20 protein-coding genes and 1 pseudogene are annotated in these 21,422 nt (G+C 65.5%); 9 read left to right on the top strand and 12 right to left on the bottom strand.

The window, feature by feature from the left end; genetic code table 11:
• Positions 1-43: 43 nt before the first annotated feature.
• The 3 genes and pseudogenes from CLU88_RS12355 to CLU88_RS12345 form a co-directional block, all read right to left on the bottom strand.
• Positions 44-217 (bottom strand): annotated as a pseudogene (locus tag CLU88_RS12355) (saccharopine dehydrogenase); the annotation flags it as partial.
• On the bottom strand, positions 217-837 hold the full coding sequence (locus CLU88_RS12350) for a hypothetical protein (protein ID WP_099656854.1): 621 nt from the start codon (positions 835-837) through the stop codon (positions 217-219). The pseudogene CLU88_RS12355 and the gene CLU88_RS12350, both read right to left, overlap by 1 nt.
• 152 nt (positions 838-989) lie before the next feature.
• Positions 990-2,186 (bottom strand): trans-acting enoyl reductase family protein, encoded by a 1,197-nt coding sequence (locus tag CLU88_RS12345; protein WP_099658832.1) that lies wholly within the window; start codon positions 2,184-2,186, stop codon positions 990-992.
• Positions 2,187-2,488: 302 nt separating this feature from the next.
• Here CLU88_RS12345 and CLU88_RS12340 point away from each other — a divergent pair, with 302 nt between their 5' ends.
• The 5 genes from CLU88_RS12340 (at position 2,489) to CLU88_RS12320 (ending at position 7,203) form a co-directional block, all read left to right on the top strand.
• A complete protein-coding gene (locus CLU88_RS12340) occupies positions 2,489-3,040 on the top strand; it encodes a hypothetical protein (RefSeq protein ID WP_233205453.1) in 552 nt (183 codons plus the stop codon).
• A 22-nt stretch (positions 3,041-3,062) separates the two neighbouring features.
• Positions 3,063-3,947, top strand: a complete 885-nt coding sequence (locus CLU88_RS12335) for a DUF2145 domain-containing protein (RefSeq protein WP_099656853.1) — start codon at positions 3,063-3,065, stop codon at positions 3,945-3,947.
• Between the two features lie 356 nt (positions 3,948-4,303).
• On the top strand, positions 4,304-5,428 hold the full coding sequence (locus tag CLU88_RS12330) for a serine endopeptidase (RefSeq protein WP_099656852.1): 1,125 nt from the start codon (positions 4,304-4,306) through the stop codon (positions 5,426-5,428).
• A 29-nt stretch (positions 5,429-5,457) separates the two neighbouring features.
• Positions 5,458-6,687 carry a toxic anion resistance protein gene (locus CLU88_RS12325; RefSeq protein WP_099656851.1) on the top strand — a complete coding sequence of 410 codons (1,230 nt, stop codon included), beginning with the start codon at positions 5,458-5,460 and terminating at the stop codon, positions 6,685-6,687.
• A 63-nt stretch (positions 6,688-6,750) separates the two neighbouring features.
• A complete protein-coding gene (locus tag CLU88_RS12320; protein ID WP_099656850.1) occupies positions 6,751-7,203 on the top strand; it encodes a YiaA/YiaB family inner membrane protein in 453 nt (150 codons plus the stop codon).
• Between the two features lie 116 nt (positions 7,204-7,319).
• Here CLU88_RS12320 and CLU88_RS12315 read toward each other — a convergent pair whose 3' ends face one another.
• Positions 7,320-8,129 carry a hypothetical protein gene (locus CLU88_RS12315; RefSeq protein ID WP_099656849.1) on the bottom strand — a complete coding sequence of 270 codons (810 nt, stop codon included), beginning with the start codon at positions 8,127-8,129 and terminating at the stop codon, positions 7,320-7,322.
• 203 nt (positions 8,130-8,332) lie between these two features.
• On the opposite strand from CLU88_RS12315, the gene CLU88_RS12310 reads away from it, so the two are divergent.
• Positions 8,333-8,821, top strand: a complete 489-nt coding sequence (locus tag CLU88_RS12310) for a hypothetical protein (protein WP_099656848.1) — start codon at positions 8,333-8,335, stop codon at positions 8,819-8,821.
• A 9-nt stretch (positions 8,822-8,830) separates the two neighbouring features.
• Here CLU88_RS12310 and CLU88_RS12305 read toward each other — a convergent pair whose 3' ends face one another.
• From CLU88_RS12305 to araD, 3 genes are all read right to left on the bottom strand, one after another.
• Positions 8,831-9,859: a tripartite tricarboxylate transporter substrate binding protein gene (locus CLU88_RS12305; protein ID WP_099656847.1), complete on the bottom strand. Its 1,029-nt coding sequence runs from the start codon at positions 9,857-9,859 to the stop codon at positions 8,831-8,833.
• 73 nt (positions 9,860-9,932) lie between these two features.
• Positions 9,933-10,649 (bottom strand): ribonuclease activity regulator RraA, encoded by a 717-nt coding sequence (locus CLU88_RS12300; RefSeq protein ID WP_199173444.1) that lies wholly within the window; start codon positions 10,647-10,649, stop codon positions 9,933-9,935.
• Positions 10,650-10,827: 178 nt separating this feature from the next.
• Positions 10,828-12,567, bottom strand: coding sequence for an L-arabinonate dehydratase (gene araD / locus CLU88_RS12295; protein ID WP_099658829.1), 1,740 nt, complete (start codon positions 12,565-12,567; stop codon positions 10,828-10,830).
• A gap of 52 nt (positions 12,568-12,619) precedes the next feature.
• Between araD and CLU88_RS12290 the strand changes: the two genes are divergently transcribed.
• Positions 12,620-13,321, top strand: coding sequence for a GntR family transcriptional regulator (locus CLU88_RS12290; RefSeq protein ID WP_099656846.1), 702 nt, complete (start codon positions 12,620-12,622; stop codon positions 13,319-13,321).
• Between the two features lie 13 nt (positions 13,322-13,334).
• On the opposite strand, the gene CLU88_RS12285 is transcribed toward CLU88_RS12290, so the two are convergent.
• The 3 genes from CLU88_RS12285 to CLU88_RS12275 all read right to left on the bottom strand — a co-directional run bounded on the left by CLU88_RS12285 (position 13,335) and on the right by CLU88_RS12275 (position 16,342).
• On the bottom strand, positions 13,335-13,871 hold the full coding sequence (locus CLU88_RS12285) for a hypothetical protein (protein WP_233205452.1): 537 nt from the start codon (positions 13,869-13,871) through the stop codon (positions 13,335-13,337).
• A 352-nt stretch (positions 13,872-14,223) separates the two neighbouring features.
• Positions 14,224-15,231, bottom strand: coding sequence for a tripartite tricarboxylate transporter substrate binding protein (locus tag CLU88_RS12280; RefSeq protein WP_099656845.1), 1,008 nt, complete (start codon positions 15,229-15,231; stop codon positions 14,224-14,226).
• A 193-nt stretch (positions 15,232-15,424) separates the two neighbouring features.
• Entirely contained in the window at positions 15,425-16,342 is a 918-nt protein-coding gene (locus CLU88_RS12275; protein WP_158235602.1) for a TIGR01777 family oxidoreductase, read from the bottom strand.
• Positions 16,343-16,607: 265 nt separating this feature from the next.
• Between CLU88_RS12275 and CLU88_RS12270 the strand changes: the two genes are divergently transcribed.
• On the top strand, positions 16,608-17,963 hold the full coding sequence (locus tag CLU88_RS12270) for an MFS transporter (protein ID WP_099656843.1): 1,356 nt from the start codon (positions 16,608-16,610) through the stop codon (positions 17,961-17,963).
• 23 nt (positions 17,964-17,986) lie between these two features.
• Here CLU88_RS12270 and CLU88_RS12265 read toward each other — a convergent pair whose 3' ends face one another.
• Together CLU88_RS12265 and tgt are read right to left on the bottom strand one after the other, a co-directional pair.
• Positions 17,987-19,159: a GGDEF domain-containing protein gene (locus CLU88_RS12265; RefSeq protein WP_099656842.1), complete on the bottom strand. Its 1,173-nt coding sequence runs from the start codon at positions 19,157-19,159 to the stop codon at positions 17,987-17,989.
• Positions 19,160-19,317: 158 nt separating this feature from the next.
• The gene (gene tgt, locus CLU88_RS12260; protein ID WP_099656841.1) at positions 19,318-20,490 is read right to left on the bottom strand and encodes a tRNA guanosine(34) transglycosylase Tgt; all 1,173 of its coding nucleotides are present in this window, start codon (positions 20,488-20,490) and stop codon (positions 19,318-19,320) included.
• Positions 20,491-20,890: 400 nt separating this feature from the next.
• Between tgt and CLU88_RS12250 the strand changes: the two genes are divergently transcribed.
• Positions 20,891-21,352: a universal stress protein gene (locus CLU88_RS12250; protein WP_099656840.1), complete on the top strand. Its 462-nt coding sequence runs from the start codon at positions 20,891-20,893 to the stop codon at positions 21,350-21,352.
• Positions 21,353-21,422: the final 70 nt, after the last annotated feature.

The raw sequence follows: 21,422 nt of genomic DNA, 5'->3' as shown, positions 1-21,422 counted from the left end.
CGCGAGATGGCTCTGCGTCATGTCCCAGACCTCAGGCATTCATTTATGTTGTGGACTCCATGGCGAAAGCCAACCCAGCATTCGCCTGCAGCCGCGCGATCAGCGCATCGCCCATCGCCGGTGCTGTGGTCCAGATGCCGCCGGGGGTGGTGGTGGCGTCTTGCAGCAGGCAGACGGCGGCCTCGGTGATCATCTTGGAGGTGGAGTAGCCAGCCCTCATCCGTTGAAGGAATAAACGAGTATTCCCAGCGCTGGAATCACCACCAGATCCTGCTCATGGCCTGTGGTGAAGAAGGCCCCTTGCTTGTCTGCAGCCTGCTGCGCTTGCTGGAGCAATTCGGGCGGATCGCCGGTGCAGCTTTGTCCCCGAAAGAGGTACTCATTGTCTGGCGCTGGCGTGGTGTTCCAGGGCTTGTACTGGTGGTATGGGTTGCTATCCCGGCCCAGGCGGGCCGTTTCAAGGTGCGCCAGACCGTGGCTGCGTATGCGCGCCAAGTCTTTATCGGACAGCCTGAAAATTGCAAACCCACAGCCTTCTCTGAAGCTGCTGATCTCATCGTGGTACAGCAACTCCAGCGGCCCCAACTGGGCAGGAATCGCCTGGCGATACAACGAGGCCTGCCAATGGCTGCACCCCTTCATGGGGACCAGGATCAAGACGAGCAGGGCGCAGGCCCAGGAGGCAATACGCAGTGCGGGAACGGGTAGGGTGTATCCAAGGAGTCGGCAGGACACGGCGTTCACAGCGCGGGCCAGACCCTTGGCCAGGAAGAAGGCTGCTGCCCCAAAGAGGGCCAAGCACAGCAGACTGAACCCTATCCCGATGGCGAGAATCATGGCGACCTTTCAAGATGTCGAAGCGTTGTGTTCGGCAAGTCTTGAAGCGCTGTGTGAGGTCAGCATGAAGTGTGTGAGCTGCAGGTGATCTCCTGTAGCGGCGCGGGGGTTGCCGAGTTTCTCGTTGAACCTACCGCCTCCTGGCCTGCCCGTCAGGCCGTCCCCTCCACCCCAAACTTCAACCCCGCATGCGCTTGCAGCCGCGCAATCAGCTTGTCGCCCATCGCAGGTGCCGTGGTCCAGATGCCGCCCGGCGTTGCTGTGGCGTCTTGCAGCAGGCAGACGGCGGCCTCGGTGATCATCTTGGAGGTGGAGCCATAGCCAGGGTCACGGTCGCCTTTGACGCCCACGCGCAGGGTGTTGCCTGCGGCGTCGGTGCCCAAAAAGAGCACGTCGTAAAAGCCGCTTTCGCGCTCCTCGCGCGAGGGGCCTTCGCCCGGCTTGGGGCCTTGATCGGAGCCCATCGATTTGTCGCCCGCCACGGCGTTGGCGAAGGCTTCACCCTTGTCGCCGGGGCCGGTGACGAGCATTTCGTCGTACACAAAGTCCTGGCCCCAGGCGTGCTGCAGTAGCAGGTTGGAGCGGTGCACGTTGCGCGTGTTGATGGCCGCCATCACAAACGGCGCCACCCAGATGCCCGCGCCGTTCACCGTGCCCAGGGCTTCGTCCACCATGGGCTTGTGGCCCGAGGGCTGGCGCGGGCCCTCGAACCCCGGGGTCAGCGCAAAGGGGTTGCGCAGCAAATCCAGCACGGCGGGGTTGGCGGCCGAGGCCACCAGCGTGGCCTTGAGGCTGGCGGCGGTGCCGCCTGAGAAGGTGCCCTTCATCTTGCGCACGCGGCCGCGCACCCTGGGGGCGGGGTGGCCAAAGCGCTGGGCAAATTCCTTTTGCAGCAGGTACACGCCCAGATCGAACGGGATGGAGTCGAACCCGCACGAGAACACGATGCGCGCGCCGCTGGCCTGGGCGGTGGCTTCGTGCGCGTCGATCATTTGGCGCATCCAGGCGGGTTCGCCGCACAGGTCCACATAGTCCACGCCGCTGGCGGCGCAGGCGGCCACCAGTTCGTTGCCATACAGCTGGTAGGGGCCCACTGTGGTCAACACCAGGCGTGTGGTGTTCATCAGCGCTTGCAGGCTGGCGGGGTTGGAGGTGTCGGTCACGACCAGTGGGGTGTCGGCGGGGGCTCCCAGTTCGTCGCGCACGGCGGCGAGCTTGTCGGCATTGCGCCCGCCCATGGCCCAGCGCAGGCCGCTGCCTGCGGGGTAGCGTTGCAGCAGGTATTCCACCACCAGGCGGCCTGTGAAGCCGGTGGCGCCGTGGACGACGAGGTCAAAGGTTTTGGTCATGGCAATGGGGTTCAAAAAATAGGGCTGCGATGCCTGGATGGGAGGTGGGTGCGTGGGGTGCGCCAGGTTCGCGGGCATTGTCTGGGCAGCCCGGTTGCCAGGCTGTCGCGCAGGTGCATGGGTGGCAGTGAAGCGCTTTGTCGCAGCTCCCAGGAGTGGGTTTGGCGCAGAAAGTACAAAAAAACGGTACTTTTTGGCCGGTGGGCAGGCACTGTTACGTTCGAACGCAGACACGCAAGTTACGAGTTGGCACTATTCGCATCGTGTTCAACCCAGGCTCCTTCATGGAGCACCCCCATCCCATGCGACTCTTTCGCCGCAATGTTGTCTCCGAGGCCATCGCCGTGGCCCCGCCCCGCCAGGCCCTGACCAATCCATCCTGGGCCACCCCCCGGTGGAAGCAGGCGCTGGCGCGTGTGCTGTTGACCGCCGGGGTGTTGGGCGCGCTGGCTGTAACGGCTGTGACGCCAGCCCACGCGCACAGCGAGGCGTCTGCAGTGCTGTCGCTGCTGCCGGTGGCCTCGGTGGTGGCGGTGGCTGGAGGGGTTTCGGCGGCGGCCGGGGCCGTGGTGGCCTTGCCTGCAGCGCTGTCGGTGACGGGCGCCGTGCTGGTGGTGAAGTCGGTGGAGGCGTCTGCCGCGGGCACGCTGTATGTGCTGGAGCGTGCCTCTGACGGGGCCCGGGTCAGCGTGGAGGTGGTCGGGCGCGGGGTGGGGGCCTCGGCCCAGGCGGTGGGCACCACCGTGACCTGCAGCGTGATCGGCACCGGAGTGGTGTTGTCGGTGGCGGGCGAGGCGCTGGCCTTTGTGCCCAATACCATTGGCCGTGCCCTGCTGCACAACGAACGTTTGTAAGGCACCCCACACCATGATCCCGATGACGACTTCTTTTGCGCCAGTGTCCCGAACGCCCGTGCCGGCCCCCGCGCAGCGCAACCCTTTGCCTGGTCTCCCTGCTGTGTGGGGCGTGGCGGTGCTGGCCGGTGCCGCCCTGCTGGGCGCAGCCCCAGCCCATGCAGGCCGCGCTTGTGACGAGCGCAAGCCCGTCACTGCCCAGGTGATCGAGCGTGGCATGGCGCTGGCGGCGCAAACCTCGCAGGCGCTGGATGCCGAGAACGAGCGCAGCGGCGCCACGGTGGTGCTGATTGGCCGGGCCGGGCAAGACCTGAGCAAGTACGGCCTGCGCTACTCGCACTTTGGCTGGGCCTACAAAACGCCCGAAGGCCCCTGGCGCGTGGCGCACAAGCTCAATGAATGCGGAACGGCCGTGGGCCATGTGTACCGGCAGGGCCTGGGCGAGTTCTTTTTGGACGACCTGTGGCGCTTTGAGGCCGTCCTGGCCGTGCCCAGCCCCGCTGTGCAGGCCCAGTTGCTGCCGGTGCTCAGCGACAACGGCCGCGCCACCATGCTGCACGCCCAGCCCTACAGCATGGTCAGCTACGCGTGGGGCACCAAGTACCAGCAGTCCAACCAGTGGGCGCTGGAGACCCTGGCCTTTGCCATGGAGCCCGCCACCGTGCGCACCCGTGAGCAGGCCCAGGCGTGGTTGCGCTTCAAGGGCTACGAGCCCACGGCGCTGAAGCTGGGGCCGCTGACCCGGCTGGGCGGGCGCGTGGGCTCGGCCAACATTGCGTTTGACGACCATCCCAACGACAAGCGGTATTCCGATCGCATTGAGACGGTGACAGTGGACTCGGTGCTGTCGTGGATGCAGCGCACACAGCTGGCGGCAGCGCCGGTGGGTGTGCAGGCCAAGCGCTGAAGCCATGCGTTTGCAGTCAAGAAAGGCTGCTGACGCTTATTGATAAAGCGCTGGAAGCTATTGAAAACATAGCAAAAAAGTGGGTGGCCATGCGCAAGTCTGTGCGCTTGCAAGCCGTGTAGGTCGGGTTAGCGCAGCGTAACCCGACGTCAACGCAGCATGCCCTGTGCGCGTCGGGTTACGCCCTTGCGGGCTAACCCGACCTACGGGGCAGGGGGGCCTGGCTTCGACAGGCTCAGCCTGAACGGGTGAGGTACACCTGCAGCATGTGAATGATTTGGTGAAAGTGGCTGCCAGCGTTTGTTAATAAAGCGCTAGCAGCTATTGAAAACATAGCAAAACAAAGTGAGGTAGCCATGAGCAAGTCTTTGCGTTTGTCAGAGAAGTGGTTTCGGCGGGGGCTGTGGCTGGTGGCCGTGGCGTTTGCCAGCTTTCTGATCGGGCTGGGGGGCACCGTGGTGGGCGATTTACCCAAGGTGGAGCGGCCCCTGCGGGTGGATGACTTTCTGGACAAGGCGCAGGCCCAGGCGCTGCGCGACAAAATCCGCACCCAGCGCGAGGCCGAGCAAGACGCCCAGACCGCGCTGGAGCAGGCCCAGCTGCAGCACCGCAAGGCCCAAAGCGACAACCAGGCCGAGCGCGAAACCTTCAACAACTGGCTGGCCACCCGCCGCGTGACCGAGCGCGCCGAGCACGACCCCGAGGTGCTGGCCCGCACCCGCCAGCTGGACCAGCTCAAGCAGGCCGAGCGCCAGGCCCTGCGCGCTGTGGAGGCCCAGCAGCAGGCCGCGCTGGATGCCCGCCAGACAGCAGCGGCCACGCAAAGGCAGCTCAGCGATCTGGAAACCGATGGCTACGAGCGCCTGCGTGTGGAAAGCCGCAAGGTCGAGCTGCGCGTGTTTCTGTACCGCCTCGCCCTGACCCTGCCACTGTTGGTGGCGGCGGGCTGGCTGTTCGTCAAAAAGCGCAAGGGCACCTACTGGCCGTTTGTGTGGGGCTTCATCTTCTTTGCGCTGTTTGCCTTCTTTGTGGAGCTGGTGCCTTACCTGCCCAGCTACGGCGGCTACGTGCGCTATGTGGTGGGCATTGGCATCACGGTGCTGGTGGGGCGCTACGCCATCCTGGCGCTGAACCGCTACCTGGAGCGCCAAAGGCTGGCTGAATCCCTGCCCGACGCCCAGCGCCGTGAAGAACTGGGCTACGACGTGGTGATGGCCCGTCTGGCCAAGAGCGTGTGCCCCGGCTGCGAGCGGGCGGTGGACCTCAAGAACGAGGCCATCGACTACTGCCCCCACTGCGGCCTGTGCCTGTTTGACCGCTGCGGCCACTGCAGCACCCGCAAGAACGCGTTCTCGCGCTACTGCTTTTCGTGCGGTACGCCCAGCGCTGATGAAAGCGCGGCTGATAGCGCAGCAGAGGGTGTTGCGCAGATGCCCCAAGGGGCCGCCGCGGGCCGCCCTGCAGGCCCCGCCCGTCCATAGAATCAACGACAAACCGAGGAGAGAAGCGCATGTCCAACCCGACCCCCGTGCAGACCGCACAGCCTGTACAGAGCGCGAGCGCCGCAGGCACCTTTCAGCTGACTCCACCCGAGGTGGTGCAGCCCGTCAGCAACGAAGTGGCCAGCACGGCCGTGCCATTGGCCCCCGAAGTGGCGCGCGCCGTGGAAGACCAGGTGAGCCGTTTTGTCGACAGCCTGATGTCCGAAGACGTGCAAAGCGAAGGCTTTCGCGCCAAGCTCGACAGCGCCTTTGCCCTGGGGCGTGAAGAAATCTCGGTGGCCGCCAGCCTGATGCAGGGGCGCTTCATGGAGCGCAACTTTGTGGGCGTGGAAGACGGCACGGCCTTTCGCGCCATCCAGGACATGCGCCGCCAGCTCGACACGCTCAACCCCGGCAAAGAGGGCGACCTGTTCCAGCCGCAAAAGCTGCTGGGCTTTATCCCCTTTGGCAATCGGCTGCAAAACTACTTTCGCCGCTTTGAAAGCGCCGGCGGCCAGCTGCAAAAAAGCATGGAGCAGCTCTATGCCGCACGCGACGACATGCAGCGCGATGTGGTCGAGATCGAAGCCACCCGCACCAAGCTGTGGGACGCCATGCAAAAGCTCACCGGGGCCATGCGCTTTGCGCAGGTGCTGGACGAGCGGCTCATGGCCAAGGTCGAATCGCTGAGGGCCACCGAGCCACAGCGCGCCAAGGCGCTGGAGCAAGAGGTGCTGTTTTATGCCCGCCAGAACCTGCAAGACATGTTGACCCAGCAGGCCGTGTGCACCAACGGCTACCTGGCGCTGGATGTGCTCAAGAAGACCGGGCGCGAGATGATGAACGGCTGCTCGCGCGTGGCCACCACCGGCATGAGCGCGCTGGCCGTGGCCCAGACCGTGGCGCGCGCCACGGGCAATCAGATCAAGGTGATGGACATGCTCACCGGCGTGAACAGCACCATCGAGAACCTGATCGCCGAGACTGGCCGCCAGCTCAACACCCATGTGGACAAGACCACGCAGTTTGCGCAGAACCCCATGGTGGGCATCGACAAGCTCAAGGAAATGTTCGACCAGACCTTCAAGGCCATGGACGCGATGGACGACTTCCGCTCCAAGGCCATCGTGGTGATGGGGCAGAACAACGCGATGATCGCGTCCGAAATCCAGCGGGCAGAGCAATACATCGACAAGGTGCGCATGGAGCAGGCCAAGAAGGCCACTTCGTCGCAGCTCAGCGGGCCCGTGAAGCTCTGACTTTGCTTGTTTCCCGTGTCTCTTCCGTGTCCCTTATTTTTAACTTGACGAAGGAAAACTGAAATGGCAACCCGCTACATGGTTCAACGCGACACCACCGCATGGCGCCTGCAAGTGCGCGTCTCTTTTGCCTTGTCGGTGCTGTGCGCCGCCATCGGCGTGATCAACTTGCCCGGCCAGGAGCTGGACCGCGCCTTCCTGGCCATCGGCCTGTTCTTTTGCCTGTTCAGCACCTTTGCCGTGGCCAAGACCCAGCGCGACAACCGCGACGGGGCGGTGGACACCTCGCAGTGGGTCATCACCGTGTGGGTGGCCTTTGCAGCGGCCATCTTGCTGACCGGCTGGGGCCTGTGGCGCATGAAGATCGACGAATGGCAGAAGTACTACATGCTGGTGAGCTGGCTGTTCCTGGTCAGCTCCACCTTCACGCTGTCCAAGACCGTGCGTGATGCGCAAGAGGCAGAGCTGCTGGAGCGCCGCGCCACCCGCGCCCGCGAAGGCAGCGACGCGTCCTGATCCCCGCGCCGGCTCCTGCGCAAGCTCATCCCCACCCGTTCGGGCTGAGCTTGTCGAAGCCGGGGCACAGTCTGAGCAGCCCTTCGACAGGCTCAGGTTGAACGGGTAGGGGGTGATCAGCGCGATTTCTTCGATTCGAGAAACCGCTGCTGCCTTGCAAGCACTTCGGCCGCACTGCGGCCGATTTTCTTTTCGCGGGCCAAGATTTCACCGTGCAGCAGGGCCAGTTGCTGCAGCAGCGCATCGTGGGCCGAGGGCTGGCCTTCGTGCAGCACCTGGCGGCGCTGTGCTGCGGGCACCCGCAGGTAGGCCTGCAGCGTGTCGGGCAGGTAGCGGCGCAGGCACTCGCGCAGAAACAAGCGGTCTTCCACGGTGAAGTGTTCATCGTGCGTGGGCCGCTCGTGGCCCATGCGTTGGAAGGCTTCCTTGGTCTCCAGCAAGTGCTGCGTGGCCTGCTCGCCCAGCTCGGGGGCGGCGGCCTCCAGGGCGCGGTCAAAGGCTTGCAGGGCTTCTGTGTCAAACAAAGCTGCCGCTGGGGCCAGAGCACTGTGGGCAGGCCGTGCGGGGCGTGTGCGCCACCAGCCCATCGCACCCAGCAGGGTGGCGCCCGCGCCTGCAGCCAGCGGCAGCACTGCCGACTGGATCACCCCCAGCAACACCACCACCGCACCGCCCGCCGCCAGCACGCTGGTGGCAATGTGCAACGCCGAGGGCGCCACATGCGCCTGCGGCGGCGCGGCAAAGTAGTCGGCCAGCGGCGTGCCCAGCTGGGTGCGCGCATGCGCGCGGTGCAGCCGATCGGCCAGTTCGGTGTGGGCCGGGGGCTCCTCGGTGGCGCGGGCCTGGCGCTCGTGCAGCAGCGCAGTGCGCCGGTTGACGGGGCCGTCACCGGCGACAAAGCGCGAATCGTCCTCGGGAGAGTTCATCAAAAAAGCCTGATGGGTAAAAGGGCGCAATGGCAAGCGCGAAGCCGATTACAAAGGCGCCGGGCTGCAAAGGCAAGCCCGTGGCCTGTCGGTGTGCGATTTTGAATCAAATTGGCCTGTAGGGCTTGATTGGTAAGCGTAAGCAGCTACAAAAAATATAGCGATTGCAAGCCCTGCACAATGGACTTCAAAAGGGGGAACGCATGGACATCGAGTTTGCCACCCCGGCGCAGGTGGCTGGGGACTTTGCTGCAGTGTTGGTGGGCCTGGGCATCACCTTCACCGCCATGGTGCTGGCGGCCTGGGTGGGCGGGCGCCAGCTGGCCACTCTGCTGCGCGGGCGCTGGGTGGTGTGGGGCTATCTCGGCCTGTGCTGTGTGGGGGCGTTCTGGGCGTATGCGAGCCACTGGGGCCGATTTGTCGCACTGCATGCGCAGGCCACTGCGCTGGAGCTGCGCTACGCCGGGTCTTGGCAGTTGCCGGTGCGCCTGCAGGCCGACGAGATTCACACGGTGCTGGTGGGCTGGGGCAAGCCCGGCAGGCCTTGCTATGTGCGGGTGGTGCTCAAAGATGGCAGCAGCCACCGCAGCAGCGACTTGCCCGCCCCCGCTGCGCAGTGCCGGGCCTTGCAGGCGCAGCTGCTGGGCTGGCAGCAAAGCGTGGTGCAGGGGGGCGCGGGCCCTGCACCGTAGTCACCCAGATCAGTCTGGCGTCGCGCCCGACTTCTTCACCAAATCAGCCCAGCGCGGAATCTCTTTGTCCATGTGCGCGGCCAGCTCTTCGGGCGTGCTGCCCACGATGTTCATGCCCAGCTGGTCGTGCAGTTTGGCTTGCACATCGGGCTGCTTGAGGGCTTTGACGATTTCGGCGTTGAGCTTTTGCACGATGGCCTTGGGTGTGCCCTTGGGGGCGTAGATGGCCTGCCACGACGACATCTCAAAGCCCGGTACGCCGGACTCGATCATGGTGGGCAGCTCGGGCGCGAGGGTGATGCGCTTGCCGGTGGTGACGGCCAGCAGCTTCACGCGGCCGGCCTTGGCCAGGGGCAGGGCGGCGGTCATCTGGTCGAACATGAAGGACACCTGGCCTGCAGCCACGTCGGTGAGTGCGGGGGGCGTGCCCTTGTACGGGATGTGGGTGAGCTTCACGCCAATCAGGTCGCCAAACATTTCGCCCGCCAGGTGGGTGGAGGTGCCCGCGCCCGAGGACGCGAACATGCGCTTGGTCGGGTCTTTCTTGAGAAGCGCAATCAGCTCGGCCACGTTGTTCACGCCCAGCGAGGGGTTGATGATGAGCACGTTGGGCAGCGTGGCCACCAGGGCCACGGGCTCAAAGTCCTTGACCGGGTGGTACGACAGGTTCTTGTACAGGCTGGCGTTGATGGCGTGCGTGCTGATGGTGCCACCAAACAGCGTGTAGCCATCGGGCGCGGCCTTGGCCACAAACGATGCACCAATGCCGCCTGCCTGGCCGGGCTTGTTCTCGACCACCACGGCCTGTTTCAGCGACTCTTGCAGCTTGTTGGCGATGGTGCGGCCAATGATGTCGGTGGAGCCACCGGCGGTGAAGGGCACCACGTAGCTGATGGGCTTGGCCGTGGGCCATTCAGGCGCCTGGGCGTGGGCCTGGGTGGCCGTCAGTGTGCCCAGTGCGGGCAGCAGCGCTGCAGCGCACAGAGCCAGCGCGGCGCGGCGCAGTGGGTGGTGAAGGGTTAATGGAACGGGTTGCATACATGTCTCCTGCAAAGGATGAAAAGGCCAGGGCCTCTGCGGGCCCTTGGATGGGGATGAATGTGTCGAGCCTTCAGCGCCCGTGCGCCTGCCGCCACGCGGCAAAGTCGGTCAGCGTTTGCGGGTTGGTGGGCGGGTACAGGCCGATGATGGTGCGGCCCTCCATCACCTTCTCGGTCACGAAGTCTTCAAACGCCGTCATCTCGGTCGCCTCGGCGGCAATCTCATCGGCCAGGTGGGCGGGGATGACGATGACGCCTTCGCTGTCGCCCACCACCACGTCGCCGGGGAACACAGCCACGTCACCGCAGCCAATGGGCACGTTGATGTCGATGGCCTGGTGCAGCGTGAGGTTGGTGGGGGCCGAGGGGCGGTGGTGGTAGGCAGGCATATCGAGCGCCGCAATGTCTGGCGTGTCGCGAAAGCCGCCGTCCGTCACCAGCCCGGCCACGCCGCGCTGCATGAGGCGCGAGGCGAGGATAGAGCCGGCCGAGGCGGCGCGTGCGTCCTTGCGGCTGTCGATGACCAGCACGGCACCGGGGGGGCAGTCTTCCACCGCCTTGCGCTGTGGGTGGTCGGGGTTCTGGAACACGCTGATGGGGTTGAGGTCTTCCCGCGCCGGGATGTAGCGCAGCGTGAAGGCTTCGCCCACCATGTTGGCGCGGCCGGTGCGCAGCGGGTGCACGTCTTGCAAAAACTGGTTGCGCAGGCCGCGCTTGAAGAGGGCGGTGCACAGCGTGGCGGTGCTGACTTTGGCCAGCAAGGCGCGGGTGGTGGAGTTCAGTGCCATGGGTGTGGGGCTCAATGCAAAAAGGGTTGGGGCCGAAGGGGCGGGTGCGGATTCGCGTTCAATTCATCAGAGTCCAAGCCAGAACCCCAACCGTTCGGGCTGAGCTTGTCGAAGCCTTGCGCGGCGCTTCGACAGGCTCAGCGTGAACGGCTTTGGGGTCGTGGAGTGCATACGGGCATCAGAAAATGTCGGGCTCGGGCACAGGCGCGCCAAAGCCGGTTTCGAGAAAGTCAAAGTCGCAGCCCTGGTCGGCCTGCAGGATGTGGCGGCTGAACATCCACCCGTAGCCGCGTTCAAAGCGCGGTGGCGGCGGCACCCAGGCAGCGCGGCGGCGTTCCAGCTCGGCGTCGCTCACCTCCAGGTGAATGCGGCGCGCTGGCACGTCCACGGTGATGAGGTCGCCGGTCTGCACCAGCGCCAGCGGGCCGCCGATGTAGGCCTCGGGCGAGGCGTGCAGGATGCAGGCGCCGTAGCTGGTGCCGCTCATGCGCGCGTCGGACAGGCGCAGCATGTCGCGCACCCCTTGTTTGACCAGCTTGGTGGGGATGGGCAGCATGCCCCACTCGGGCATGCCGGGGCCGCCCTGGGGGCCCGCGTTGCGCAGCACCATGATGTGCTCGGCCGTCACGTCCAGGTCGGGGTCTTCCACCGCGGCCTTCATGGTGGCGTAGTCGTCAAACACCAGCGCCGGGCCGGTGTGCTGCTGCAGGTGCGGTGCGCAGGCGCTGGGCTTGATGACGGCGCCATTGGGCGCCAGGTTGCCGCGCAGCACGGCCAGGGCGCCTTCGGCGTAGATGGCGGTTTCGGTGGTGCGGATCACGTCGTCGTTGAACACCTTGGCGCCTTCGATGTTCTCGCCCAGCGGCTTGCCGGTGACGGTGGCCGCGCCCAGGTGCAGGTGCTCGCGCATGCGCGACATCAGGCCCAGCAGGCCGCCTGCGTAGTAGAAGTCTTCCATCAAATACGTGTCGCCGCTGGGGCGCACATTGGCCAGCACGGGCACGCGGCGGCTGGCGGCGTCAAAGTCATCGAGCGTCACGGCGCAGTGTGCGCCCGCACGGCGCGACATGGCCACCAGGTGCACGATGGCGTTGGTCGAGCAGCCCACGGCCATGGCCACGTTGATGCCGTTGAGGAACGACTCGCGGCTGAGCAGCTTGGCCGGGGTGTCGTCCTGCCACACCATCTCGACAATGCGGCGGCCGCTTTCGGCGCTCATGCGCACATGGTTGGCGTCGGGTGCGGGGATGGACGATGCGCCCGGCAGGGTCATGCCAATCGCCTCGGCAATCGCCGTCATGGTGGCGGCGGTGCCCATGGTCATGCAGGTGCCGTGGCTGCGGGCAATGCCAGCCTCCACGCCCAGCCATTCGGTCTTGCTCAGATTGCCAGCGCGGCGCTCGTCCCACAGCTTCCAGGCGTCCGATCCTGATCCAAGGATCTGCCCGTTGTAGTTGCCGCGCAGCATGGGGCCTGCGGGCACAAAGATGCAGGGCAGGCCTGCGCTCATCGCGCCCATCAGCAGGCCGGGGCCTGTCTTGTCGCAGCCGCCCATCAGCACCGCGCCATCCACGGGGTGGCTGCGCAGCAGCTCTTCCGTCTCCATGGCCAGCATGTTGCGGTAGAGCATGGTGGTGGGCTTGACGAAGGCCTCGGCCAGCGAGATGGCGGGCAGCTCGATGGGGAAGCCCCCGGCCTGCAGCACGCCGCGCTTCACGTCTTCGACCCGCTGCTTGAAGTGGCCGTGGCAGGGGTTGATGTCAGACCAGGTGTTGACGATGGCAATGATGGGCTTGCCCACCCAGTCCTCGGGCGCGTAGCCCATTTGCATGATGCGGGAGCGGTGGCCAAAAGAGCGCAGGTCGTCCGGGGCAAACCAGCGGGCGCTGCGCAGGGAATCGTAGGTGCGGCGTGTCATGAAAAACATTAAAGCACTAATATATTAGTGCGTCAATGCGACAATCCCGCCCATGCCCGTGATTGAAAAAGTGATCGAAAAAGTCCGCCTGGACCGCTCGCGCCATGCCGCGCCCCAAGTGTTTGAAAAACTGCGCGAGGCCATCGTGGCGCTCGACCTGGTGCCCGGCACCGTGCTGGCCCGCGCCGAGCTGGCCGAGCAGTTCGGCATCAGCCAGACCCCCATCCGCGACGCGCTGCTCAAGCTGGGCGAAGAAGGGCTGGTCGACATCTTTCCGCAGCACGCCACCGTGGTCAGCCGCATCGACATCAGCGCTGCCAAGCAGGCGCACTACCTGCGCCGTTCCATCGAGCTGGAGGTGGTGCGCACCCTGGCCCAGCAGCCCGACCCGGCCACGCTGGAGCGCCTGCGCGCCCAAGTGGAGCGCATGGTCCTGGTGATGGGGCCCGAGCACTACAGCGAGTTCGTGGCCGCCGACCAGGACTTTCACCGCCTGATGTACGAGGCGGCCGGGGTGGCCGGCCTGTGGGACTTGGTGCGCCGCATGTCCGGCCATGTGGACCGGCTGCGCCGCCTGCACCTGCCCACCGAGGGCAAAACCGCCGCCGTGGTGCAAGACCACCGCGCCATCGTCGATGCCATTGCGGCGGGCAACCCGGCCAATGCCCAGGACCAGCTGCGCGCCCACCTCTCCGGCACGCTGAGCCAACTCGACGAGATTTGCGCTCGGCACCCGGACTACGTGGTGGCGTGAGTCTCTGATTGCGTCAGGCGCCCGGCCCCGGCGGCGTGTGACCTCGCCACCAGACGCGCCACCGAGTGCCCAGCCGCCGCTTGATGGCACGGGCCGCCCGCCAGGGCCACGACGCCCGCACGCGCACCAGCAGCGGCTCTTTGAAGTCCACCCAGCGTTGGTACAGCCAGGCAAACCAGTGCAGTTGCATGAGGGCCGGGCGCGTGAGTGTGAACAGGCGGGCCAGCACCGCGGTGCCCACCACCTTGGCCCCCAGGATGATGAGCATGCCCAGGCCTACATGGCCGTGCCCCATGGCCCACAGGGCCAGCAGCTTGATGGGCAGCAAGGTGAGGGATGGCAACACAAACAGCGCCAGCGCGGCCCAGGGCGGCAGTGAGCGCACAAACCCCTCGATCCACCGAAACCCAGGCCAGCGACCGATGCGTGCCAGCACGCGCTGCAGAGGCTCCCAACCCCATTCCTCGAAGGCCACCAGCACGGCCAGCAGCCAGGTGCCCAGGTGGGCCAGCCAGCGCAGGGGGATCAGAAGCCAGTGGGGTTTAGGCATCAAATAGACCTCTAGCGCTTATTGATAAAGCGCTGGCAGCTATTGAAGTAATAGCGTTCAAGGCCCCATGCTCCGGCACATGGGGCCTGCAGCAAGAGGGGTGCAAGCCGCTTAGGTGAAGCCAAACGGCGGTTTCTCAAGCCAGGGCCTAGTGTCCTGAGTTGGAGATTCGTTTCATAAAGATGCCGAGAATCGCCGCCATGCTGCGTTGCAAATCCTCGCGATAGCTACGGCTATCGCTGTGGTTTGCGCCTTGCCTGACGACGATTTCGACTTCTTTATTTCATCAACGAACTTCCAACTCAGGACACTAGCAGGGCCTCGGCTTTGCCGTGATCTGGCTGCCTTGGCGTTACGCAGGCGATTGGATGCCCGCTACCTTCACCACCCGGCGCCAGCGCTCGATTTCCTTGCGGATGAAGTCGGTGTAGTCGGCAGAACGGGACACGATGAGCACCAAGCCTTGGGCCTCCAGTTGTTTGCCGACATCGGTGCCTTTGAAGGCGCTTTCCATGGCTTTTTCGAGCCGGGTGACTGCGGCCGGCGGAGTGCCCTTGGGGGCCGAGATGCCCACCCAGGACACGGCCTTGAAGCCCGGGTAGCCCGCCTCGGAGATGCTGGGCACATCGGGCAGTTGCGGGTTGCGGAACAGGCTGGTGACGGCCAGTGCCCGCAGCTTGCCGCTGCGCACATGCGGCGCCACGGCGTCCAGGTTGGTGAACATCATGCCGGCCTTGTTGTCCAGCACCGCGTCCAGCGCGGGCTTGGCGCCGGTGAAGGGCACGCCTGTCAGCCCCAGCGTGGTGCAGTTGCGGGCGCCGGAAGAGCCGCTCACGCAGGTGCTCACGGTTTGCTTGAGCAGCTCCATCGACAAATGGCCCGACGAGGCGTGCACCTGGGCATAGGTGAGTTTGCCGGGGTGGGCCTTGCCTGTTTCGATGAGGTCTTGCAGCGACTTCAGGGGCGATGCGGCGCCCACCACCAGCACGTTGGGGCCTTCGGACAACTGCGAGATGTGCACGAAGTCCTTGAGCGAGTCGTAGTCGAGGTTGGGGTTCAGCGCGTGGCTGATGGCGTTGGTGCCCACGCCTGACAGAACCAGCGTGTAGCCATCGGGCGCAGCCCCGGCGGCGGCCTTGGTGCCCTTGGCGTCGGTGTTTTCCACCTGCACCGGCTGCCCCAGCTTTTGTCCCAGCTCTTTGGCCATCAACCGGCCCAACTGGTCACTGCTGCCGCCTGCCGGGAAGGGAATGATCAGCCGCAAGGGCTTGGTGGGCCAGTTCTCTTGCGCCACGGCGGGCAGGGCGAAAGAGGCGGAAAAAGCGGCGAGCACGCACACCGCTGCTCTCAAAAATGGCATGGTTCAGTCTCCAGTCGTTGTTGTTGTCGCCATGCGGGCATGGCGTGCGGGTCAGCGGCCTGGGTTGCCCCAGCGCTGCCGCCTGCACTGGGGCGGGAGTATAGGAGTTGATGTCTGATGTCGTACCACTGGAGAACCCTTGGCTGGAACCCGTGCGCAGGTCACTGAGGGGGTGGCCTGATCTGGCGGGCGCCTAAACCAGGCTGCGCAAGGCTTCTCGCAAGCCGGGGTAGGCGAAGGCAAATCCCTCGCGCTGCAGCCGGGCGGGCACGACGGTTTGCCCATCGACAAACAGCTGTGCCATCTCGCCCAGGGCCCAGCGCAGGGGCGCTGCGGGCACGGGCAGCCACACCGGGCGGTGCAGCAACTGGCCTGCAGTGCGGGCAAAGGTGGCCTGGGGCACGGGCTCAGGGGCGGTGGCGTTGTAGATGCCCTGCATGGATGGGCTGTTCTGCGGGCTGTTGGGCGTGCCGAGCAGCGCGGTGGTGATGAGCGTGAGCACATCGTCGCGGTGGATCCAGCTCATCACCTGCTGGCCAGAGCCCATGCGCCCGCCCAGCCCCAGCCGGATGGGCAGCAGCAGCGGCGGCAGCGCGCCGCCAGGCCCCAGCACCACGCCCAGGCGCAGCACCACTTGCCGGGTGCCCAGGGCGGTGGCCTGCGCGGCGGCTTGCTCCCAACGCACGCACAGCTCTGACATAAAGCCCTGGCCGGGCGCGCTGGTCTCGGTGAGGGTCTCCTCGGCCGGGCGTACGCCATAAAAGCCGATGGCCGAGGCCTGCACCCACACCGATGGGCGCTGCCCTGTCTGCTGCAGCCACTGGAGCACGGCCTGGGTGGTGCCCACGCGGCTGTCCAGCAGCACCTGGCGGCGTGCGGCCGTCCAGGGGGGGCCGACCACGCGGGCCCCGGCCAGGTTCACGATGGCGTCGATGCGGTCCGTGGCGGCAATGGCGTTGAGCGCGGACACACACCGCACGCCTGCGCCCAGTTGCCGGGCGGCCAGCGCGGGGTGGCGGCTCCAGACGGTGACGGCGTGGCCCGCTGCCATCAGCCGCTGCACCAGGGCCTGGCCGATGAACCCGGTGCCGCCTGTGATCAAGACCTGCATGGTGAGATTTCCTTGTGTCTGCGTGTAGGGGAGGATGCCCCGTCGCGCCCATTGTGCGCAGCCTGCGGGCGCTGGGACTTGTGCGTCCCGGATGGCCCTCGCCAGCCCGTGTTTTGCCATCGCTCAAAGCGATGTGTGACATCTTGTATCGAGATGCTGAAGGGGGTGCCTGTGCCCAGGTGTGTGGGCGCCGGTTTTTAAAATCGAGGGTTTTCCCTAGGCGGGAGTCCGGGCGGTTGCCTGCCTTCTGCTGCGAAAGGTTTTGATGTCTGCTTCCCCCGCCAGCGCAGCCGATGCGCCGCACACCCCTCCCCGCAACTCACCCCAAAAGGTGGCCGTGGCCTCGCTGATCGGCACGGCCATCGAGTTCTACGATTACTACATCTACGCCGCTGCGGCGGTGCTGGTGTTCAACTCGCAGTTTTTCCCCAAGGGCGATCCGGCCGTGGCCACGCTGCTGTCGTTGTCCACCCTGGCATTGGCGTTTTTGGCGCGGCCCATTGGCTCGGCGCTGTTCGGCCACTTTGGTGACCGCATTGGTCGCAAGCGCACGCTGGTCGCCTCGCTGCTGACCATGGGCCTGTCCACGGTAGCGATTGGCCTGCTGCCGGGTTACGACCAGATCGGCCTGGCCGCGCCGCTGCTGCTGTGTGTGTTCCGCATCGGCCAGGGCATTGGCCTGGGGGGCGAATGGGGCGGTGCCGCACTGGTGGCCACCGAGAACGCGCCCCCCGGCAAGCGGGGCTGGTTTGGCAGTTTCCCGCAGCTGGGAGCGCCCATCGGGCTGTTTGCGGCCAATGGCGTGTTCTTCATCATCACCGCCCTCATTGGCCCCGACGCCATGATCGCCTGGGGCTGGCGCATTCCGTTCGTGCTGTCCATCGTGTTGGTGGCGGTGGGGCTGTATGTGCGCCTGACGCTGCACGAAAGCCATGTCTTCCAGGACGTGGAGAAAAGCGGCCGCAAGCTGGCAGCCCCCGTCAGCGCCGTGTTCACGCAGCATGGCGGCAAGGTGCTGCAGGGCGCACTCATCATGACCACCACCTACGTGCTGTTCTACTTGATGACGGCGTTTGTGCAGGTGTACTCCAAAAGCCCGGCGGGCGTTTCGGCCGCAGGCCACCCCACAGGGCTGGGCATTCCGGCCAACACGTTCACGGGTATCTTGTTGATAGGGGCCATCGTGTTTGGCATCTTCTGCATGGTGGCGGGCCACCAGGCCGACAAATGGGGCCGCCGCCGCTGGATGATGGCTGTGACCGTAGGCATCATGGCCTTTGGCGCCCTGATGCCTGCGTTGCTCACGCATGGCACGCCAGGCTCGGTGCTGCTGTTTATCGTGATCGGCATGGCGCTGATGGGCTGCACCTTTGGTCCCATGGCAGCCTTGCTGCCCGAGCTGTTCCCGACCGAGGTGCGCTACTCGGGCGCATCAATGGCCTACAACCTGTCGTCCATCGTGGGGGCCTCATTGCCCACCTTGATTGCGATTGACCTGAACAAGTCCTATGGCCTGGGCGGCGTGGGCTTGTACCTGGCGGCCAATGGCTTGTTCACTCTGGCTGCGTTGTGGACCAGCCGCGAAACCAGCCAGATCGACCTGGCCGACGTAGGCCGCTGAGCTTCCGTGCTGGCCCGGGAGGGTCAGGGCTTGCTGGCGTCGGCGGGCTCAGCGGTGGGCGGCAGCTGGTCTGCTGCGACCACCCGATTGCGACCCTGGCGCTTGGCCTCGTACAGGGCCTGGTCTGCCAAGTGCTGCCACTGTGTCCAGTTGCCTCCAGCCTTGCGGATGCAGGCCAAACCGATGCTGACCGTGGCGCCAAGGGGGCCTGCATCGGTGGCAACGTTCAGCCTGGCCACTGCGTCGCACAACCGCTGGGCCGTCACCCCTGCGGCATCGGCGGGGGTATCGGGCAGGTAGACGACAAACTCTTCGCCTCCAAAGCGGGCCAGCACATCCGACTCGCGCAACTGGCTGCGCAGGCATTGCGCGCAGGCGGCCAGCACCCGGTCGCCTGCCGCATGGCCGTGCATGTCGTTGGTGCGTTTGAAGTGGTCCAGATCGATCAGCATCACGGCACTGCCTGCAGGAAGCTGCGAAGGCAGGCGCGATGCCAGCCACAGCCGATTGCCCACGCCGGTCAGTGCGTCGGTGTGGGCCAGTTGTTCCAGGCGTTCCGAGGCCCGTTCGCTCGATAAGGCGGCCACCATGAGGGCAACGCCGAAGTGGCAGAACATCTGGATGTAGAACGCCCATGCAAAGCCGCTGGCGTGCGCACTTTCACTCACGATGAAGCCCAGCCGCAGGGCATAGATGCAAGCGCTGAGCAAAAGGAAAGCTGCGAGCGGACCACGGGAAGGTTGGGGCTCGACACGCCGGTCCCGCCAGACATCCCAGGACGCCAGCAGCAGCGCCACGGTGGCCGTGGCGTGGAACACGCCCGCGCGGTGCAGATTGTTCAGCGGGAATTGCGTGAGCACCCCGATGATGAACAGCGTTGCGGGGATGGAGATCAGTGTCTTGATGGGGATAGTGCGCCTGCCGCTGAATGCCCGCATGCTGGCCCAGAACAGCGGGTAGGCGACTGTGCCCAGCAGCAAGCTGCCATGCGTCCACAGCCAGGGGGGCAGCGCCAGGTATTCACCCCTTGCGGCCAACTCGGCCCCCAGCGCCAGCAGCAGGTAGGCCAGCGCCAGCGGCTTCAACCCTCTGGGGCGGCACGAATGCCGACTGACGTGGTAGATGCCCACTGCACCTGCGGCCAAGGCAGTTTTGTAGACAAGAAGGACGGTGGGGAGGTGAATGCTGAAGACCATGATGTGGTCTGAAGAGGTGGCGCGGTCTACCTTTGTCCCAGGTTTTTGGCACCGGAACGGCGTGGATGAGGCGCTTAGATGTAACCGATGGGTGTGTCGTCAGTGAGGCATGCCGGCCTGCCTGTAGGGGCAAAGAGGGTGAGCCGGCATGCTTTGTTTTAAACGCCCCGTGCCCGGTCGGCCTTGAACTGGGCGCGGAACTGGCTGAAGGTGCCCGCGTCCAGCGCCTCGCGCACTTCGCGCATCAGGTTCAGGTAGTAGTGCAGGTTGTGCACGGTGGTGAGCATGGGGCCCAGCATTTCGCCGCAGCGGTCCAGGTGGTGCAGGTACGCGCGCGAGAAGCCGCCGCGCCCGCCCTGGTCCCAGGCCACGCCGTCCTTGCCTGCGCAGGCGTGGCAGGTGCAGCTGGTGTCGAGCGGCTGGTGGTCTGACTTGTGGCGTGCGTTGCGGATCTTCAGGTCGCCATAGCGGGTGAACAAGGTGCCGTTGCGCGCATTGCGCGTGGGCATCACGCAGTCAAACATATCCACGCCTTCGGCCACGCCCTGCACCAAGTCTTCGGGCGTTCCCACGCCCATCAGGTAGCGCGGCTTGTGGGCGGGCAGGCGGTGGGGCGTGTGGGCCATGATGTCCAGCATCTCGTCCTTGGGCTCGCCCACGCTCACACCACCCACGGCGTAGCCGGGGAAGTCCATCTCGACCAGCGCTTCCAGCGACTCCTGGCGCAGGTTTTTGTACATGCCGCCTTGCACGATGCCGAAGAGCGCATTGGGGTTCTCCAGCCGCTGGAATTCGTCGCGCGAGCGCTTGGCCCAGCGCAGGCTCATCTCCATGGATTTGCGCGCCTCGGCCTCGGTGGTGAGGTGGCCCTTGGTCTCGTATGGCGTGCACTCGTCAAGCTGCATCACGATGTCGCTGTTGAGCGTGGTCTGGATCTGCATGCTCACCTCGGGCGACATGAAGAGCTTGTCGCCGTTGACGGGGCTGGCAAAGGTCACGCCTTCTTCGGTGATCTTGCGCATGGCGCCCAGGCTCCAGACCTGGAAGCCGCCCGAGTCGGTGAGGATGGGCTTGTCCCACTTCTCAAAGCCGTGCAGGCCGCCAAAGCTCTGCATCACGTCGAGGCCCGGGCGCATCCACAGGTGAAAGGTGTTGCCCAGGATGATCTGCGCGCCCATGTCGTGCAGGCTTTGCGGCATCACGCCCTTGACGGTGCCGTAGGTGCCCACGGGCATGAAGATGGGGGTCTGCACCACGCCGTGGTTGAGCGTGAGGGTGCCACGGCGAGCGTGGCTGGAGGGGTCTGTTTTGAGAAGGTCGAACTGAAGCATGGGTGCAATTGTCCCAGAGCCTCGGCCGAAACCTCCAGACACCGGAATTTGCGCTGAGTTTGCTCTGTATCTGAAAGGGCTTGCGTAGCGTGACTACACTGGCTAGAACCTGTTCACGGTCTTGTCAGGGTCGCACAAGCGGCGTGCCGGGATGGGCTGCTAGGCGCAGCGCGCAGTCAATAGCCCGTGCTATTGGCAAGCGGTGCAACAACGCAGACCGCCCGGCAAGCCACTTGCCCGCAGGGTTGGAGTGAAATCGGGCGATTGGACGCCCCGGCTGCTTGCATGGGCACGAGCCCATGCGGCGCATCCAAGGCATCCACTCATCCCGATTGCATTCCAATGCGATCCCTGAAAAGATCGTGAACAGGTTCTTTCAGCAACGCACAAGGAGAACAGCATGCTCAAGATTCTGGTGGCGGTGGACGGTTCGGAGTTGTCGCTTGATGGGGTGCAACACACCCTGCAATTGCTGAAGCAAGGGCTGCAAGCCAGCGTGGTGCTGGCCCATGTGCAAGAGCCCGCCACGTTGTACGAGCTGGTCACTAGCCGCGACCCGGACCTGATCGCCGCAGCGAGTGTGGAGGCGGGTGAACACCTGCTGGCCTCAGCGCGCGCGCTGCTGGATGCGGCGGGCGTGGCCTACGAAACCGACATTGGTGTGGGTGACGTGGCCCACACGCTGGTGGACATGGCCGAGCGCAATGGGGCCGACCTCGTGGTCATTGGCGCCAAGGGGCATGGGGCCTTGAGCAGCGCGCTGCTGGGCTCGGTGTCGCAAGAGGTGGCGCGGGCGAGTGCCGTGCCGGTCACCATCGTCAAGCACGCCCAGGTGGTGGAGCTGCTGGACACAGAAGACTGAGGTTTGCCCGCCCGGTGGTCTTTGCGATCGCCCAGCAAAAAGGCCGCGATGCGGCCTTTTTTTGTGCCCC

This window comes from Acidovorax sp. 56, from assembly GCF_002749705.1.
GTDB lineage: Bacteria > Pseudomonadota > Gammaproteobacteria > Burkholderiales > Burkholderiaceae_C > Acidovorax.
This window is presented reverse-complemented; position numbering and strand designations above follow the sequence as displayed.

Coding starts and splice junctions, on each gene's coding strand:
- CLU88_RS12310 (WP_099656848.1), top strand. CDS start 8,333: ATGGACATCGAGTTTGCCACCCCGGCGCAGGTGGCTGGGGACTTTGCT.
- CLU88_RS12345 (WP_099658832.1), bottom strand. CDS start 2,186: ATGACCAAAACCTTTGACCTCGTCGTCCACGGCGCCACCGGCTTCACA.
- CLU88_RS12340 (WP_233205453.1), top strand. CDS start 2,489: ATGCGACTCTTTCGCCGCAATGTTGTCTCCGAGGCCATCGCCGTGGCC.
- CLU88_RS12325 (WP_099656851.1), top strand. CDS start 5,458: ATGTCCAACCCGACCCCCGTGCAGACCGCACAGCCTGTACAGAGCGCG.
- CLU88_RS12285 (WP_233205452.1), bottom strand. CDS start 13,871: ATGCCTAAACCCCACTGGCTTCTGATCCCCCTGCGCTGGCTGGCCCAC.
- CLU88_RS12305 (WP_099656847.1), bottom strand. CDS start 9,859: ATGCAACCCGTTCCATTAACCCTTCACCACCCACTGCGCCGCGCCGCG.
- CLU88_RS12290 (WP_099656846.1), top strand. CDS start 12,620: ATGCCCGTGATTGAAAAAGTGATCGAAAAAGTCCGCCTGGACCGCTCG.
- CLU88_RS12300 (WP_199173444.1), bottom strand. CDS start 10,649: ATGGCACTGAACTCCACCACCCGCGCCTTGCTGGCCAAAGTCAGCACC.
- CLU88_RS12250 (WP_099656840.1), top strand. CDS start 20,891: ATGCTCAAGATTCTGGTGGCGGTGGACGGTTCGGAGTTGTCGCTTGAT.
- CLU88_RS12270 (WP_099656843.1), top strand. CDS start 16,608: ATGTCTGCTTCCCCCGCCAGCGCAGCCGATGCGCCGCACACCCCTCCC.
- CLU88_RS12330 (WP_099656852.1), top strand. CDS start 4,304: ATGAGCAAGTCTTTGCGTTTGTCAGAGAAGTGGTTTCGGCGGGGGCTG.
- CLU88_RS12265 (WP_099656842.1), bottom strand. CDS start 19,159: ATGGTCTTCAGCATTCACCTCCCCACCGTCCTTCTTGTCTACAAAACT.
- CLU88_RS12275 (WP_158235602.1), bottom strand. CDS start 16,342: ATGCAGGTCTTGATCACAGGCGGCACCGGGTTCATCGGCCAGGCCCTG.
- CLU88_RS12280 (WP_099656845.1), bottom strand. CDS start 15,231: ATGCCATTTTTGAGAGCAGCGGTGTGCGTGCTCGCCGCTTTTTCCGCC.
- CLU88_RS12320 (WP_099656850.1), top strand. CDS start 6,751: ATGGCAACCCGCTACATGGTTCAACGCGACACCACCGCATGGCGCCTG.
- CLU88_RS12350 (WP_099656854.1), bottom strand. CDS start 837: ATGATTCTCGCCATCGGGATAGGGTTCAGTCTGCTGTGCTTGGCCCTC.
- CLU88_RS12335 (WP_099656853.1), top strand. CDS start 3,063: ATGACGACTTCTTTTGCGCCAGTGTCCCGAACGCCCGTGCCGGCCCCC.
- tgt (WP_099656841.1), bottom strand. CDS start 20,490: ATGCTTCAGTTCGACCTTCTCAAAACAGACCCCTCCAGCCACGCTCGC.
- CLU88_RS12315 (WP_099656849.1), bottom strand. CDS start 8,129: ATGAACTCTCCCGAGGACGATTCGCGCTTTGTCGCCGGTGACGGCCCC.
- araD (WP_099658829.1), bottom strand. CDS start 12,567: ATGACACGCCGCACCTACGATTCCCTGCGCAGCGCCCGCTGGTTTGCC.